Origin of the sequence: Vibrio intestinalis (genome assembly GCF_025195085.2) — a bacterium.
Lineage (GTDB): Bacteria > Pseudomonadota > Gammaproteobacteria > Enterobacterales > Vibrionaceae > Vibrio > Vibrio intestinalis.
The window spans coordinates 261,333-276,910 of record NZ_JANAVY020000001.1 but is presented as its reverse complement, the minus strand read 5'-3'; the positions used below and the strand labels follow the sequence as shown (position 1 = coordinate 276,910).

Genomic DNA, 15,578 nt, shown 5'->3' with positions numbered 1-15,578 from the left:
TGGCTATATCCTGCAAATGTTAGTTTATGCGAAATTGGAATTCATAATGGGTTGTTTGCTGGTAGTTAACTATTTTACTGCTAGCTAATAATTATATTGATTGAGGCTTAAACTATGGGAATTGGTACTTTGGTTGTTGGAGGAAATATCGCAAGTGGGCAGACAGTTGTCATCGATATAAATGGTAACGTTAGAATGTTGGCCAGTGGAGAATCTCCTCGTCCCGGAGAGGTGACGGTCGAGCTTGATCAAGCCGTTGAAGACCCAAATCTTACTGAGCTGTCAATCGAGCAGATTACCGAACTTGGTGAGAGCGTCGATTTGACGCAAGACATAGCGAATATTATTTCTGCAATTGAACAAGGACAAGACCCAACCCAGTTTGATGATGAACTCGCTCCCGCTGCTGGTGGACCTGCAGGCTCAAGTATTGGCCTAACGGGAACCATTGAACGTGATGCGATTGAAAAGATTGCATCAACTGAGTTTGTCACTGTAGCAACAAGCCAATTAGTGTTGTCAGAAACACAGACTCTAAGTCTGTTTCAACAGCTTCAATCCGTTTTACCTGACCCTTCGCCAATACTCCCGCCGACTTTTCCCTTTGCTGAGGTTAGTTTAAGTGGACCAAGCCAAGTAAAAGAAGGGGCGACCAGTAGCGAGTTCACTGTAACGCTGAGTGAGGCTGCGCCAGTCGGTAGTATTGTCACTTTAAGTTATACCTATAGTGATGCTAACGACAACGACATTACTGAAACCGTTCAGGCGGTCATTGGCCCTGATGGTATTACCGCAATATTTACTGTTGACGCATTACCCGACACGATTTCCGATCCGGGCGAGCAATTTACCGTGCAAGTGGATGATGTTGTTGACCCTTCTACGGGTAACAGTATTTTTGACCAGCTCGATAATTCCAATGCCAATCAAACGGTCGAAATCATTGACAATAATCCTCCCGTCGCTGTCGATGATCCCAAAGGTTTTCGCGTAATTCGTGGTGATATGTCGGATGATGGTAAGGGAGAAGCGATAGAGTGGGTGTCTGACCCAAGTAACCCGAACGAAATCGGTTTTACTCTCAGCGCTTCGTTTGGCGGAGAAAGCTCGACAGTTCACCATAACAAAACCGATAAATTGGGCGTACAAGATGGCGCGCCTTATCAAGGACCTTCCGATCAAATTCAATACGATCGAGCAACCGGTCAATCTGAAATTCTTACTATTTCATTCGATGAGCCTGTCACCAGTGCAACTTTTGCTATTAGTAACTTGTATTCCGATGAAGGTAAAGGCGATGACAATCATGAGTCGGGCAGCTGGATTGCTTATCTTGATGGCGTGCCAGTTGCGAGTGGTTCTTTTGAAGGTACTGATAGCAGCAAGCAGCACATTGTTATAGGTGATTTAGATGGTGACGGCGTCACAGATATTGCGTTCGACTCAATAGAATTCTCTGCCACTGAATACAGCGAAGGCATTCAAGGTGATGATGAATATGATTCATCGGATTACTTCATTGAAGGTATGGATGTCTCATCTGATGGTGCTTACGCGACCAATCAAGGGCAAGAGTTACGCATTCCCATTAGCGAAATCCTAGGCAATGATAGTGACATCGACCTGGATACATTGACCATTACTTACGTCAATGCCGACGGCTCAGTTGGGCAAGCGCGAATTGAAGGGGATGAAGTTGTCTTTGAACCAAGCCCAGGTTTTTCGGGAAGAACGGAACTTGAATATCAGATTACCGATGGTTATGGCGGCTACGATGAGGCGAAAATTGCTGTCATTGTAAACCCAACTCCAGAGCCTGCTAAGGTCGATGATGTCTCACTGCGCGATGATATTGTCGATGAGGGGGAAAGCTTAGTTTATACCGTGTCACTTGATAAAGTAGCTTTAACGGAAACCATCTATGAGTTTTCGATTAACCCGCTAGATGATGCTTCATTCAGTGACATTTCTGTCGATCAATTAAGTTTTACCAATGGTGTCACCATTAATGCGGATGGTCATCTGGTTGTGCCAGCCGGTGTTAAGGAATTTGATGTTCATCTACCGACTACTGTGGACGACTCTGGTACAGAGAATAACGACCAAATTGAATTAGTTGTAGGGGAAGTGGGAGATATTGATAATGGTGAAAGTGCGACTGGCACTATCGTTAACAACAATCCTCCTAGTGTTGATAATGAAATCAGCCAATACCAAGTTTCCCAAGGCGACATGACGCTCGACGGTAGCGACAATCAACAGTGGAATGAGGTTGAATTAAGTGCCTCGTTTGGCGATAAGTCGCAGACTAATGGGGATGCGGTTCATAGTGGCGTCTCTAATACTAATGGTGAAGTTGGCGTTCGTGATGGTGCCGACTGGGCTGGTCCAACATCCCAAATCCAATATGATAGAGAAAGTGGCGTTTCTGAAAAACTCAGCGTTAAACTTAAATCACCGGCAACATCGGGCAGCTTTATTGTTTCTCACCTATTTGCAGGCGAAGGTGAGGGGGACAACAACCATGAAGCTGGTGCATGGGTCGCTTATTTAGATGGAGTCGCGGTGGCCAGCGGCTCGTTTGATGGCGAAAACGCTGGACGAGGCAATCGAATGGAAGTTGACATTGACACCGGTGGCTATGCTTTCGATGAAATCGTATTTTCCGCGACCGAGTACAGCAACGGTCTACAGGGCGATCAAGAACTAGATTCTTCAGATTACTATATTGGTGGGCTTGAAGCGTCGAGTTCAGGTAACTACATCGTTGCAGATTCTTCCAGTTTACGCATACCTGTAAGTACGCTGTTGGCCAATGCCCATGACGTCGATGGTGATGCGATTCATATCGGCAATCTCAATATTGACCCAAATAGTGGCTCTTTGGAATTGATTGATGACCATCTGGTTTTTACCCCTAAACAAGGTTACCAAGGGGCCGTTCAACTTGATTTTGATGTCATTGATGAACATGGTGCATCTACTCCAGCGACCATTCCAGTGACTGTGCAACCTACTCCTGAAGATGCAACGGCGACGCTCATTGAGGCGCTTCCGGTAGTGGTCGAAGAAGGGGAAGATTTCATTTTCCGCGTTCATTTAGACAAAGTGACTTTAAATGACACCGTGCTAGATTTTGAATTTAGCGCCAATGATCCTTTGGTGCAAAATCAAGTGGGAGATGACCTGCGCTTTACCAATGGTGTGACCCTTGATGGTGCTGGTAACGTGATAGTGCCTGCTGGAGTGAAGGAGTTTGATGTTTATATTCCTACGTTAGAGGACAATGTTGACGAGTCACATCAAGGTTATACCCTCGAAGTGGGCGGTGTAGCCGCCAGTGCCTACCTTAGTGATGAAATTAACGACTCAGTCGTTGGGTATGTTGGTACTGACAACGCAGATTTGATCATCGGTGATGAGAACGACAATGTAATTCAAGGTGGCGATGGCTCAGATATTATTGTTGCAAACTTAGGCAATGACATCTTAAGCGGCGGTGATGACCAGGACATTTTCAAGTGGCTTGATGTTGACCTGCCAGCGGATGAGCAAGATCAAGTCACCGATTTTGAGCTGGGTAGCGATAAGCTAGATGTCAGTGATTTGATTGCCGCTGATGCGTCAATGGATGACTTGCTTGCGAACATTGAGATTGAGAAACAAGCAGGTAGCGACTTAGTGATTACCTTAAATGATGGCGCGCAACATGATTTAGAAATTGTGTTGGACAATCACAACAATCAGTTTGATGGTATCGCGACTGGTCAGGTTACCGGTGATACCTTGAAAGGTTTGGTTGAAGATTTGTTTGTTAACTTGCCAGATTAGATATCGTCTAGATTATTGATTGTGATTAAAGGGCCGAAAGGCCCTTTTGTCGTTTTGTGACCATTGAAATCGTGTTCATTCCAATAGATGTTCAGTAATGGATCTCGCCAACGGTACTTGCTAATGGGGTGCTGGCTTGAACGCAGGCCTAAATAAGCATTAGAAATTATGAGCTTGTTAGTGGTGAGTTTATAAATTTAAAGAAATAGTCTTATATATGAGAAGCTTATCTGCTCGATAATAGCGAACAATACTTAAGGACGATAATAAAAAAGTAGTAGGAATGGCAGGGGTTTACATTAAAAACTCTGTGTAGATGGATTTCTTACGCCTTGAGTAACCACGTTTGCAATTCGACGTTCTCAATAGCTTAAGGTTTTGCTTTGGCTCGCGCGAATATGAGCAGACAAAAATATTCAGAGAAAGTAATAAGGATATCTAAGTGAATAGCCAAGCAAAGGCATCTAGTGCTTCAAGCAATCAAACAAGCCACTCTACAACCCACACATCTGTCAATTCGCAAAACAGTCCGCCGATCGCTCGCAACGATCCTAATGCTTTTACCCTGACTCAAGGAGATGCAACCGCGGATGGTGTTCACACGAATTCGGGTTGGGACGATGTCATTCTTACCGCAAGGTATCAGGGTGAAGATGCGGAAGTTGATATTGATAGTCGCGGAGTCGTTGGGGTTTCCGCCGGTGCTGAGCACAATGGGCCTGAAGCTCAAATTCAATATGACCGTGATGCGAATGCATCTGAGCAATTGAGTATCAAACTTCCGCAAAGCGCAACCAGTGGCAAGTTTACTGTGAGCCGTCTGTTCGCCAATGAGGGTAATGGTGAGGATAACCACGAAGCGGGTTTATGGATTGCATATTTAAATGGTGTTGAAGTTGCAAGTGGCCAGTTTAATGGCATTTACCGAACGGCTCAGACACCTTTTGAGATAGATACCGATGGCAAGGCGTTTGATGAAATCGTTTTTTCTGCGGTGGAGTACAGTAATGGTGCGCAAGGGGATCAGTCAGGCGATTCATCTGACTACTTCCTAAATGGCATCGAAGTATCGTCTGATGGCTCTTATGCTGTTAATCAAGGTGACGTGCTTACTATTCCGTTAGCTGAGCTTCTAGCAAACGATGAAGATTTCGATGGCGATCAACTGACCATTACTTATGTCAATGGCGAGCAACATGGAGTTGCACGTATTGTCGGTGATGTGGTTGAGTTTGATTTAGATGATAGCTTTGTTGGTAAAACTCAATTTACTTATCAAGTCTCTGATGGTCAAGGCGGTGTGGATGAAGCTCAAGTCAGCGTTATTGTAAACCCGTTGCCTGAAGCGGCACTCGTTGCCAACGTTGAGCTGAAAGAGACTGAAGTAAATGAAGGCGACACTTTAGTTTATCAAGTTGAACTTGATAAACGTGCTCCTCAAGAAACGGTATTTGATTTCCAATTGTCATTAGAAAACGGCGCGACCAGCGATGATGTCAATTTAAAAGGCCTGAATTTTACTCATGGCGTTGCACTGAATGGTTCGGGCCAACTGGTTATTCCTGCTGGCGTAACTAGTTTCTCGGTATTGCTGCCAACACTTGATGATAAAGAGTTTGAAAGCACTGAAAGTGTGCGCATCACTATCGGAGAAGTGGATGCCGTTGGGGACATTCTTGATGTAGGTGACAGCGTTGATTTTGATGTTGTATCCGATGGTGACCGAGTTGACACGGTGCACTACATGACTGGTCATGAGAAATACCTTTGGTCTGCCTCTGCCGCAGAGATTGGTCAAAGCCAGATATACCAGCTGGATGATTATGAACAGGCCGGAATTGCGGTTGATGTTGGCGATGCCGGTGATGATGTGTTCACAGGCGCTGGAAACGATTATATCGATCTTGGTGAAAGTCATGCGCGATTAGATGAGAACGCCCATTCAGAAGCGAACTTAGCTCAATCTGCCAACAAGATCGCTGATTTCATGAATGGTTCTGACGAGAGCCACTTGCTTCACCCAGCATGGGGTGGGGAAGATGGCGCACTAGACACCTCTTCGGTAAGTAATGCTTATATTGATATTGCACACGCAGGCGCGGGTGATGATGTTGTACTCGGTAAAGGCGGTTCTGATGCTATCTTTGGCGGTTCGGGTGACGATACGCTTTATGGTGGTGAAGACGTAGATGGCCTGCGTGGTGGCAGTGGCAACGATACGTTGCATGGCGGTTCGGGCGAAGATATTTTGATTGGCGGGTTAGGTAACGACATTCTCACTGGTGGTGAAGATGCTGATATCTTTAAGTGGGTCGACCAAGGCGACACAGCTCGTTCAGACAATGATATCGTGACTGACTTTACGCTCGGAGAAGACAAACTAGATCTGTCAGATCTATTGGCAAGTGATGATTCGCTACAAGACTTGCTTTCTAATATTACCCTTGAGAAAACATCAGAAAGCGACCTTTCTCTTACGGTAGAAAGTGGTGAAGGTAGTCAATTAAGCATTACTTTAGAGGGAGTGGCTTCGCAATTAGATGGCTTAGCAGATGGCCCACAATCAGGAGATGTAATCGCACCGCTGGTGGACGATTTATTTGTCAATTTGCCTAATAACTATTAAAGAACTAAAGACAAATTAAGCGCACATATAAGAAAGGGCCCATTGGGCCCTTTTACTTTATCTATATATTATAGAACTTTACACGCGAAGCCCTTGAGGTAGAAACCTTCTGGGTAAGCGGTATCAGTTGGGTGGTCAGCCGCTTGTTCAAAGCGCTCCACAAATTTCACTTGGCGATTAGCATCGACAGCTGCATCCGCAATGATTTTTTGGAAAAGTGTCTGGTCCATTAAACCCGAGCAAGAGTAGGTCAACAATGTACCGCCCGGATTAAGAATCTGCATCGCTAACATATTGATATCTTTGTATCCGCGGCATGCACCATTTAATTGTGCTTTGCTATCTGCGAATTTTGGCGGATCCATAATGACGACGTCAAACTTAGTGCCTTGGTCACGATATTCACGCAATAGCTTGAACACATCCGCATTCAGAAACACAGCACGCTTTTTCGAAATGTCGAACTCGTTAAGCTCCGCGTTGTGTTTCGCTGTATCGAGTGCTGGCTGAGAAACATCAGCGTTGATAACACGCTTTGCGCCGCCGTTCAGTGCGTAGAGGCCAAATCCGCCTGTGTAAGAGAAGCAGTTTAATACTTCTTTGTCTTTCACGTACTTCATTGATTGCTGACGACTATCGCGTTGGTCTAGGTAAAAGCCGGTTTTATGGCCGCCGACGATATCGACACTGATTTTAATGCCGTTCTCTTCAATAACTACTGATTTTGGTGGCTCTTCACCGTGCAAAACACCTGTTGACTCTTGAAGGCCTTCTTTCTTACGTACCGCAACATCAGAACGTTCGTAAATGCTGCACTCAGGGAATACTTCAATCAGTGCTTCGACTAATACTGATTTTTGGAATTCCGCACCTGCACTTAACAGTTGGCATACCAAGAAGTCTTGATACTTATCGATGGTGATACCTGGCAGACCATCAGATTCAGCCGCGATTAAACGGTAGCCAGTTAGGCCGTCACGTTTGATCACATCTTCACGTAGCAATTGCGCATCTTGAACACGTTTTACAAAGAACGCTTTATCAATGTTTTGCTTCTCAAAGCTCCAAACACGGGCACGGATCTGCGAATGCGGTGAATACGCCGCTTTTGCCAGCCATTTGCCATCGTGAGCAAACACATCGACCGTTTCACCAAGCTGAGGGTCACCGTCTACTTTGCTGATCCCACGGGAGAATACCCAAGGGTGCTTTCGAAGAAGGGATTTATCACGGCCTTTGACTAAATGAATTGCTGCGGTCATTGGTTTACTCAATTGATTGTTTTGAAAGGTTGGCTATTTTCGAGCAACTGACAGGGAAAAGCAAATGATATAGCTCGATACGCCATATCTGGTAAGGGATCACCTTAGAAAGTAGCAAAACTTGCTAACATCAAAGTAATAGATAACGGCGAAAGGAAGCTATTGATGGAAGTGCAATGCAAGAAGTTTACTGTCTCGGGGCGCGTGCAAGGGGTGGGGTTTCGCTATAACACTGCTTATCACGGACTAAAGCTTGGTGTGACCGGTTATGCTAAGAATCTATGGGATGGAAATGTAGAAGTTGTCGTCAGAGGCAATGCTCAACAAATAGAGCAGATGGAAAAGTTTTTACAGCAGGGGCCACGTATGTCGCGTGTGGATAGCTTACAAAGCGAGGCGGCAGAGCTAAAAGAGTACAAAGGGTTCGACATCTTATAAGGATAAGATGCCGAGATCTATGATGTTTATAGGCACTTAGCGGGTTTAGGCAAACCTGCCAGTTTTGTCGCTTGCTTTGCTGGGCCTTGCTTAAACAGCTTAAACAGATATTTACTGTTGCCTTTTTCTGGGCCATGAGCCTTTTCCATGGCCTTGACCAACATGCGAACGGCAGGTGACGTGTTAAATTCAAGATAGAAATCACGCACAAAGTGGACAACTTCCAAGTGCGCATCTGACAGCTCGATGCCTTCTTGTTGGGCAAGAATCTCAATCATGCCTTCTTCCCATTGGGTGTGATCTAACAAATAGCCTTGAGCGTCAGTTTCAATTTGTTTGCCGTTATATTCAAACATCTCATGTATCCGGTTTATTAAGTCGAGATTAGGGTAGCTCAGAGCTTAACAACAGACAATAAAAAAGCCCGAAGGTGACATACCATCGGGCTTTTTTTAATCAGTTTCGACCTAATTAGTCGTCATTCATAATGCCTAGAATGCTCAGTAGGCTGATGAATAGGTTGTAGATTGAAACATACAGAGTGATAGTTGCTGAGATGTAGTTAGTCTCACCACCACGGATAATACCCTGTGTTGTCATCAAAATAGCCATTGTTGAGAAAACAATGAACAAGCTGCTTAGCGCAAGGCTAAGAACTGGCGATTGGAAGAAGATACTTGCAACCATGCCGACAACCAAAACAACAAACAGAGACAGCATTAGGCCGCCTAGCATTGATAGGTCACGTTTAGTTGTTAATGCGTATGCTGATGCTGCTAAGAAAGACAGCGCAGTACCACCTAGAGCTGTTACAACAAGGTCGCCCATGTCTGCGCTAACGTATGCGCCGATCAGAGGGCCTGTGGTGTAACCTAGGAAGCCAGTGAATAGGAAGGTGAAGACAAGACCCATAGAGTTGTTACGGTTCTTTTCAGTTAAGAAAAGTAGGCCGTAAAAGCCAACCAGCATAATGATGATGTTCGGACGAGGAAGATTCATCGCCATAGATACACCTGCCACTAATGCTGACCATAGAAGGGTCATAGAAAGCAGCGCGTAGGTATTACGCAATACTTTGTTTGTTTGGATTGCACTTTCTTGTTGCGACGTGCGGGTAAACATTGGACTGTTCATCGTATTCCTCATTAGAATTTAATGCTTATAGCTACATTTATGAGGGTGACAAGGCAAAAGATCAAGTCCCTCATGTACATAATAATAGAATTGCAAATCTATGTGTTTCTAAAGATGTAACACAATTTAACGAATGTTAGACGTAATGGCGTAGAGGGGAAGCAGATGAACACCAAGTTTAGACCTCGATCCAAACAAAACAGCGCAAGCGAATTGCCTGCGCTGTTGGTCATTCATCCACCTACTTATTTGGTCACAAAGTTAAAGCGATGGAGATCGTTGGCAATGATTTGCTCGGCGATGTATTCGTGCGCTGCCGTCGTTGGGTGTGTTACCCCCCAGAAAACATATTTATCTGCGCCATGATAAGCACAATCATCGCTAAAGCTATGGCTGTATAGATAATCTAGCGATGAGCTGCGGTTGATGTTCAAACAAGCATCAGCAGCGTTTTCAAATCCGTGTTGCTGAGGGTTAGAGGTCAGGCTCTCAAACAGCGAGTTTGCATCAAACATTACCAAGTTAATGCCCTGCATTTGGTAGAACATTGCTTGTTGCTTGATGAACTGATTAAATTCGACGATTTTAGCGCGCACTTTTTCAATCTCTTCTTGAGTTGAGTACTTGAATTGTGGAGCTTTGGTTGCGTCGGGAAGCGTGAGCAAGATGATATTTTTTGCTCCTGCATCAGTTAAGCGAATTAGAGCACTGCTGAAATCAGTCTTTACATCGGTCACATCACGGTTGTAATTCATGAAGTCGTTGAGACCAAACTCAAGGGTGAATAAGGTTCTGCTTGGCTGATAGTTTTCCGCCATGTCCATGTACGTGAGGTAAGAAGAAACTTGATCGTAAATACCTGTGATTGCAACGTATTGGTTTGTGCCTGCAGCACCACCTACAGCCCAGTTGTGAAGAGGCACATTCGCTTCTTTCGCTAGATATTCTGTCCACACAAACCCATTAGAGAAGTGACCTAAGAACCATGAGTTCGGGTTAGGGAATACCCACTGAGAGCCATTAAATAAGTTGCCTGTATCTGACAAGCTATCACCAAAAGCAACAATTCGGTTTATTTCGTTGAGTGGTGCATCGGCGCTGTCGTTGGTCCAAATCTCATGGTTGTAAGATAGATTACGATCGGCTGCATAGAAGGTAATATCCGCCGTTTCGTGATCAACTTGTAAGGTGTCCAGACACTGTTGTTTTATCTCATGGTTTGGCGTGTCGGTGTAGAACATGTTTTTGTGTGAAACAGAAGACCACCAGTAGCCATCGACGGTGTAGTAACTACCATCAGAATGGGTTGCCCATTCCCAAGTTGTCGCCGCATCATTTCTATCCTGAGCTGGGCGATACCAACATCTTACATAGGTGTAAGTTTGTCTACCTTGAGTAGATTCAGAATAAGCGTGAGTCACTGCCTCTGACGAGTTTGGAGCTGGAGTAGCTAAAGCGCTAGCTGAGAGCAAAGTGCTTGCGAGGATCGTTAATTTTTTCATGCAATCTCTCTTTTTTGTAATGGTTGAGTAATAACTCTAATTTATTGTCATAATAACGCAAAAGCCCCGACATTACTGGGCTACCAACAAAGTCATTAGGTAATAAGTGAATAAAGATCACGGGATTTAGCACTGTTTGAACAATATCTAAGCGAATGAGTAGCTAGCGCAAAATAAGTCAGATAAACGCAATGGTTTGCGTATATCGGCGAAGGGAAGAGGGCAATGAAAGAGGCAGAAAGCCTGCCTCTTTAAAGGTGGTTAATGGTGCAGAATTTGAGCGAGGAAGTTCTGTGTTCGATCCGATTGCGGGTTTTCAAAGAAGTCGATAGGGTTATTTTCTTCGATGATTTCACCTGCATCCATGAAAATAACGCGGTCAGCGACTTCTTTCGCAAAGCCCATTTCGTGAGTCACACATAACATGGTCATGCCTTCGTCTGCGAGTTCTACCATAACGTCGAGCACTTCGCGCACCATTTCTGGATCGAGTGCCGATGTCGGTTCGTCAAATAACATCACTTGAGGGTTCATACACAACGAGCGAGCAATCGCGACACGTTGTTGTTGCCCGCCTGAGAGTTGCCCTGGGTACTTATCAGCTTGGTCTGGAATCTTTACCCGCTCTAGATATTGCATCGCGACTTTTTCTGCTTCTTCCTTGGGCATTTTCTTAACCCAAATAGGAGCGAGAGTGCAATTCTCCAATACGGTTAAGTGTGGGAATAGATTGAAGTGCTGAAAACACATGCCGACTTCACGACGTACAGCTTCAATGTTTTTCAGATCTTCAGTTAACTCATTACCGGACACGAAGATGTGGCCTTTTTGGTGCTCTTCTAATCGGTTGATGCAGCGAATCATGGTCGATTTACCTGAGCCAGATGGGCCACAAATAACGATTTTTTCGCCTTTTTTGACTTCAAGATTGATGTTTTTCAACACATGGAACTCGCCGTACCATTTGTTCATCTCTTGGATTTGAATCATTAGTTCAGATTGTTGCGTCATAATACGTCCTTGAATATGCTCTATCGTTTGTGGCCGGTGTGCAGTTTGTTTTCAAGCCATATCGAGTATCTCGACATGCCAAAACAAAATACCCAGAACACTAACGCGACAAAAACATAGCTTTCTGTTGCAAAGCCTAACCACTCAGGGTCAGTATTCGCAGCTTGGCCGATACCCAGTACATCAAACATACCAATGATGAGTACGAGACTGGTGTCTTTAAATAGGCCAATGAAGGTGTTCACAATGGATGGGATCGTTATCTTTAGCGCTTGAGGCAAAATAATAAGTCCCATCTTTTTCCAATAGCTTAATCCGAGCGCATCGGCGGCTTCATACTGGCCTTTTGGAATTGCTTGCAGGCCACCACGTACTACCTCTGCCATATATGCTGCACTAAACATGACCACACCAATTAAAGCGCGAATCAGCTTATCGGTTTCAGACCCTTCTGCTAGGAATAGCGGCAACATAACCGACGCCATAAACAGCACAGTAATTAGTGGTACGCCACGCCAGACCTCAATATAGACAGTACACATACTGCGGATGATGGGCATCTCAGAGCGGCGTCCTAAGGCCAGCGCGACGCCAATCGGCAGTGATACCACAATACCGACTAAGGCAATGATTAAGGTAACGAGCAAGCCACCCCATTTATGGGTTTCAACTACTTCAAGGCCAAATACACCACCATATAAAAGTGCGGCGACAATAAATGGGTAGATGTTGACGAAAAATAACCAAATCCAAAAACGTTTTGGTGTTTTTTCGTAGGCGAGCAGTAGAGTAAAGATAGCCAAAGTGATGTAGAACAGGCGTGGGCGCCACAGTTCTTCTTGTGGGTAGAAGCCGTACATGAACTGCTCCCAACGCACACTAATGAATACCCAGCAAGCTCCTTCTCGGCTACACGCATCACGGGTAGTGCCTACCCAGTCGGCTTTTAAGAATGCCCAGTCAACGATGCCCCATAACGAAGACAGAGCAAAGTAGGCCAGTATGATGGTGACAACAGAGTTCACCGGGCCATTAAACAAGTTACGACGTAACCAACCGACCACACCAACCGTGTTTGCTGGTGGCGGCAGGTCAGGCAAGAATTGATGTTGTTTCATGCTATCTCTCCACCAGTGCGACTTTGCGGTTATAAATGTTCATTAACGCTGAGGTTAACAAACTCAAAGTGAGGTAAACGCCCATGGTCATGGCAATAATTTCAATTGCTTGACCGGTTTGGTTGAGAGTTGTGCCCGCAAATACTGAGACTAGATCAGGGTAGCCGATGGCCATTGCGAGTGATGAGTTTTTGGTTAGGTTTAAGTATTGGCTTGTTAACGGCGGAATAATGATTCGCAGCGCTTGCGGAATAATCACTAGCTTAAGTGTTTTAGACCGAGGTAAGCCTAGTGACATCGAGGCTTCAGTTTGTCCATGGCTAACGGCATTTATGCCCGAACGGACAATTTCCGCAATAAAGGATGCGGTATAAATACTTAAAGCCAGTAACAGTGCGGCCAGTTCAGGAATAATGCTGATACCGCCTCGGAAGTTAAATCCTTTGAGTTCAGGGTATTGCGCCGAAATAGGCGAACCCATCAGGAAATAGGCCGCAATCGGTAACACAACACAGAGCCCGAAAACAATCCGTAGCATTGGTGTTTGTTGACCGGTGAGCTTTTGCTTATTGTTGGCCCAGATGTTAATTACAATTGAAGCGACAATACCAAACACCAGCGTAAACATTACGACCGAAGAGCCAGATTCAAATACCGGAGCAGGGAAGTAAAGTCCGCGCACGTTCAAGAAAATGGATTCACCTAAGCTGATACTTTGCTTGGGTGACGGTAGCGCTTGCAGCACCGCAAAATACCAGAAGAATATTTGCAGCAATAAAGGTACGTTACGGAATATTTCTATGTAGACCGCAGCAAAGCGGCTGACTAACCAGTTGGACGATAGTCGAGCGATACCAATCGCAAAGCCAAGTACCGTAGCCAGAATGATACCCAGAAACGACACCAATGCCGTATTGAGTAGGCCAATCACAAAGGTTCGGCCATAGGAAAAGGTTTCGTCATATTCAATCAAGGTTAGGCCAATCCCAAAACCTGCTTCTTGATTAAGAAAGCCGAAACCAGTTGCGATACCGCGAGAGTCTAGATTAGTAAGTGCATTGTTAACGATAGTGTAAATGAAAAAAGCTAGGGCGCAGACCGCTATGATTTGGAACACGACCGAGCGAAAGGTGGGATTATAAAGAATATTCGTACCCGAGGGTTTAGCCGGCGGTACGTTATTGTTATCAGGTTTCATACAGCAGTAACCTCAAAATCCGTTTGATGTAGGGCAGGCGAACATTCGCCTGCCCACTTGTGCCGTTATCGGATTGGTGGAGCGTACAAGAAGCCGCCTTTATTCCACAGAGCGTTTACGCCACGAGAGATTTCCAGAGGTGAACCTTCACCTACAGTACGCTCGAAGCTTTCGCCGTAGTTACCTACTTGCTTGATGACTTGGTAGCCCCAATCATCGTTTAGACCAAGGCCTTTACCTTTAGGGCCATCCACACCAAGAATACGTTTGATGTTTGGATCGGTTGATTTGAGCATCTCATCTGCGTTTTCCGAACTAATGCCGTATTCTTCCGCGTTAATCATGGTGTTAAGTGTCCATTTCGCAACGTTAAACCACTTATCATCGCCTTGACGAACCACAGGACCTAGCGGTTCTTTAGAGATAATTTCAGGCAGTACTACTGCCGATGATGGGTCTGCAAGGTTCAAACGCAGTGCATACAGACCAGATTGGTCAGTAGTTAGCACATCACAACGGCCGGCATCGAAACCTTTCGATGTTTGCGCTGCGGTATCGAAAACAACCGGTTTATAGCTCATGCCTTCATTACGGAAGTAATCCGCTAGGTTTAGCTCGGTCGTTGTACCAGATTGAACACACACTGAAGCGCCATCAAGATCTTTCGCGCTCGCGACATCAAGGTCTTTCTTCACCATAAAGCCTTGACCATCGTAGTAGTTAACACCGACAAAGTTTAAGCCTAGTGCTGTATCACGGTGTAGAGTCCAGGTAGTGTTACGTGAAAGCACATCAATCTCACCAGATTGAAGGGCAGTGAAACGCTCTTTAGCTGTAAGCGGTACGTATTTAACTTTAGATTTATCGCCTAACACGGCAGCTGCGACCGCTTGGCAATATTCCACATCGATGCCTTCCCATTCACCTTTTGAGTTAGGGTTTGAGAAACCAGGTAGACCAGTACTCACACCACATGTCAGTACGCCATCGGCTTTGACTTTATCTAATGTTGAACCTGATTGAGCAGAAGTGGTAGCAGCGGGTGCTGTTGAAGATTGTTTAAGTTGAGATTCTAAATCCGCTACTTTGCTTTCTAATGACGCTATTTTTGCTTGGTCTTCGGCAGAGCTTTGAGTTGAGCTTTCGCCACCACAACCGGTGACAACTAGAGCGGCAATAATGCCTGTACTAAGGAGTGAGAGCTTATTTACCATGTGTATCCTTCCTGTATGATCCTTGTTAAACCAGGTAACCCCTGATACGTCGCATCAAATATGTTATGTTTTGTGTTTGTTTGATTTAAAACCCGTTAATAATCGTGGTTCTATAAATCAACTCGTTATAAGGTTAGGTAAGGATTTGCCGATTCTCAAATATATAATTTAAAAAGAATTTTGATAGGAATCACAAATCCACCCCAATAGAATGACCAATTGTTAATGATATGTAAACGGGATC

11 protein-coding genes are annotated in these 15,578 nt (G+C 44.9%); 3 read left to right on the top strand and 8 right to left on the bottom strand.

Annotated features, from left to right (window positions below; genetic code table 11):
• Positions 1-114: 114 nt before the first annotated feature.
• Positions 115-3,831 (top strand): cadherin-like domain-containing protein, encoded by a 3,717-nt coding sequence (locus MU515_RS01145; protein WP_260258525.1) that lies wholly within the window; start codon positions 115-117, stop codon positions 3,829-3,831.
• A gap of 442 nt (positions 3,832-4,273) precedes the next feature.
• The gene (locus tag MU515_RS01140; RefSeq protein WP_260258524.1) at positions 4,274-6,457 is read left to right on the top strand and encodes an Ig-like domain-containing protein; all 2,184 of its coding nucleotides are present in this window, start codon (positions 4,274-4,276) and stop codon (positions 6,455-6,457) included.
• 68 nt (positions 6,458-6,525) lie between these two features.
• On the opposite strand, the gene MU515_RS01135 is transcribed toward MU515_RS01140, so the two are convergent.
• Complete coding sequence (locus MU515_RS01135) at positions 6,526-7,719, bottom strand: class I SAM-dependent methyltransferase (RefSeq protein ID WP_260258523.1); 1,194 nt, start codon at positions 7,717-7,719, stop codon at positions 6,526-6,528.
• 165 nt (positions 7,720-7,884) lie between these two features.
• Here MU515_RS01135 and yccX point away from each other — a divergent pair, with 165 nt between their 5' ends.
• Positions 7,885-8,157 (top strand): acylphosphatase, encoded by a 273-nt coding sequence (gene yccX / locus MU515_RS01130; RefSeq protein WP_260258522.1) that lies wholly within the window; start codon positions 7,885-7,887, stop codon positions 8,155-8,157.
• 26 nt (positions 8,158-8,183) lie between these two features.
• Here yccX and MU515_RS01125 read toward each other — a convergent pair whose 3' ends face one another.
• From MU515_RS01125 to MU515_RS01095, 7 genes are all read right to left on the bottom strand, one after another.
• A complete protein-coding gene (locus tag MU515_RS01125; RefSeq protein WP_260258521.1) occupies positions 8,184-8,513 on the bottom strand; it encodes a TusE/DsrC/DsvC family sulfur relay protein in 330 nt (109 codons plus the stop codon).
• Positions 8,514-8,628: 115 nt separating this feature from the next.
• The gene (locus MU515_RS01120) at positions 8,629-9,291 is read right to left on the bottom strand and encodes a Bax inhibitor-1/YccA family protein (protein WP_260258520.1); all 663 of its coding nucleotides are present in this window, start codon (positions 9,289-9,291) and stop codon (positions 8,629-8,631) included.
• A gap of 245 nt (positions 9,292-9,536) precedes the next feature.
• On the bottom strand, positions 9,537-10,793 hold the full coding sequence (locus MU515_RS01115) for an SGNH/GDSL hydrolase family protein (protein ID WP_260258519.1): 1,257 nt from the start codon (positions 10,791-10,793) through the stop codon (positions 9,537-9,539).
• 261 nt (positions 10,794-11,054) lie between these two features.
• On the bottom strand, positions 11,055-11,804 hold the full coding sequence (locus MU515_RS01110; protein ID WP_260258518.1) for an amino acid ABC transporter ATP-binding protein: 750 nt from the start codon (positions 11,802-11,804) through the stop codon (positions 11,055-11,057).
• 20 nt (positions 11,805-11,824) lie between these two features.
• Positions 11,825-12,922 carry an amino acid ABC transporter permease gene (locus tag MU515_RS01105; RefSeq protein ID WP_260258517.1) on the bottom strand — a complete coding sequence of 366 codons (1,098 nt, stop codon included), beginning with the start codon at positions 12,920-12,922 and terminating at the stop codon, positions 11,825-11,827.
• Position 12,923: 1 nt separating this feature from the next.
• The gene (locus MU515_RS01100) at positions 12,924-14,120 is read right to left on the bottom strand and encodes an amino acid ABC transporter permease (protein ID WP_260258516.1); all 1,197 of its coding nucleotides are present in this window, start codon (positions 14,118-14,120) and stop codon (positions 12,924-12,926) included.
• A gap of 65 nt (positions 14,121-14,185) precedes the next feature.
• The gene (locus MU515_RS01095) at positions 14,186-15,334 is read right to left on the bottom strand and encodes an amino acid ABC transporter substrate-binding protein (protein WP_260258515.1); all 1,149 of its coding nucleotides are present in this window, start codon (positions 15,332-15,334) and stop codon (positions 14,186-14,188) included.
• Positions 15,335-15,578 lie beyond the last annotated feature (244 nt).

What these genes read in the sequence shown, in the direction of transcription:
- MU515_RS01110 (WP_260258518.1), bottom strand. Translation starts at nt 11,804, where the DNA reads ATGACGCAACAATCTGAACTAATGATTCAAATCCAAGAGATGAACAAA.
- yccX (WP_260258522.1), top strand. Translation starts at nt 7,885, where the DNA reads ATGGAAGTGCAATGCAAGAAGTTTACTGTCTCGGGGCGCGTGCAAGGG.
- MU515_RS01105 (WP_260258517.1), bottom strand. Translation starts at nt 12,922, where the DNA reads ATGAAACAACATCAATTCTTGCCTGACCTGCCGCCACCAGCAAACACG.
- MU515_RS01115 (WP_260258519.1), bottom strand. Translation starts at nt 10,793, where the DNA reads ATGAAAAAATTAACGATCCTCGCAAGCACTTTGCTCTCAGCTAGCGCT.
- MU515_RS01120 (WP_260258520.1), bottom strand. Translation starts at nt 9,291, where the DNA reads ATGAACAGTCCAATGTTTACCCGCACGTCGCAACAAGAAAGTGCAATC.
- MU515_RS01135 (WP_260258523.1), bottom strand. Translation starts at nt 7,719, where the DNA reads ATGACCGCAGCAATTCATTTAGTCAAAGGCCGTGATAAATCCCTTCTT.
- MU515_RS01095 (WP_260258515.1), bottom strand. Translation starts at nt 15,334, where the DNA reads ATGGTAAATAAGCTCTCACTCCTTAGTACAGGCATTATTGCCGCTCTA.
- MU515_RS01125 (WP_260258521.1), bottom strand. Translation starts at nt 8,513, where the DNA reads ATGTTTGAATATAACGGCAAACAAATTGAAACTGACGCTCAAGGCTAT.
- MU515_RS01145 (WP_260258525.1), top strand. Translation starts at nt 115, where the DNA reads ATGGGAATTGGTACTTTGGTTGTTGGAGGAAATATCGCAAGTGGGCAG.
- MU515_RS01100 (WP_260258516.1), bottom strand. Translation starts at nt 14,120, where the DNA reads ATGAAACCTGATAACAATAACGTACCGCCGGCTAAACCCTCGGGTACG.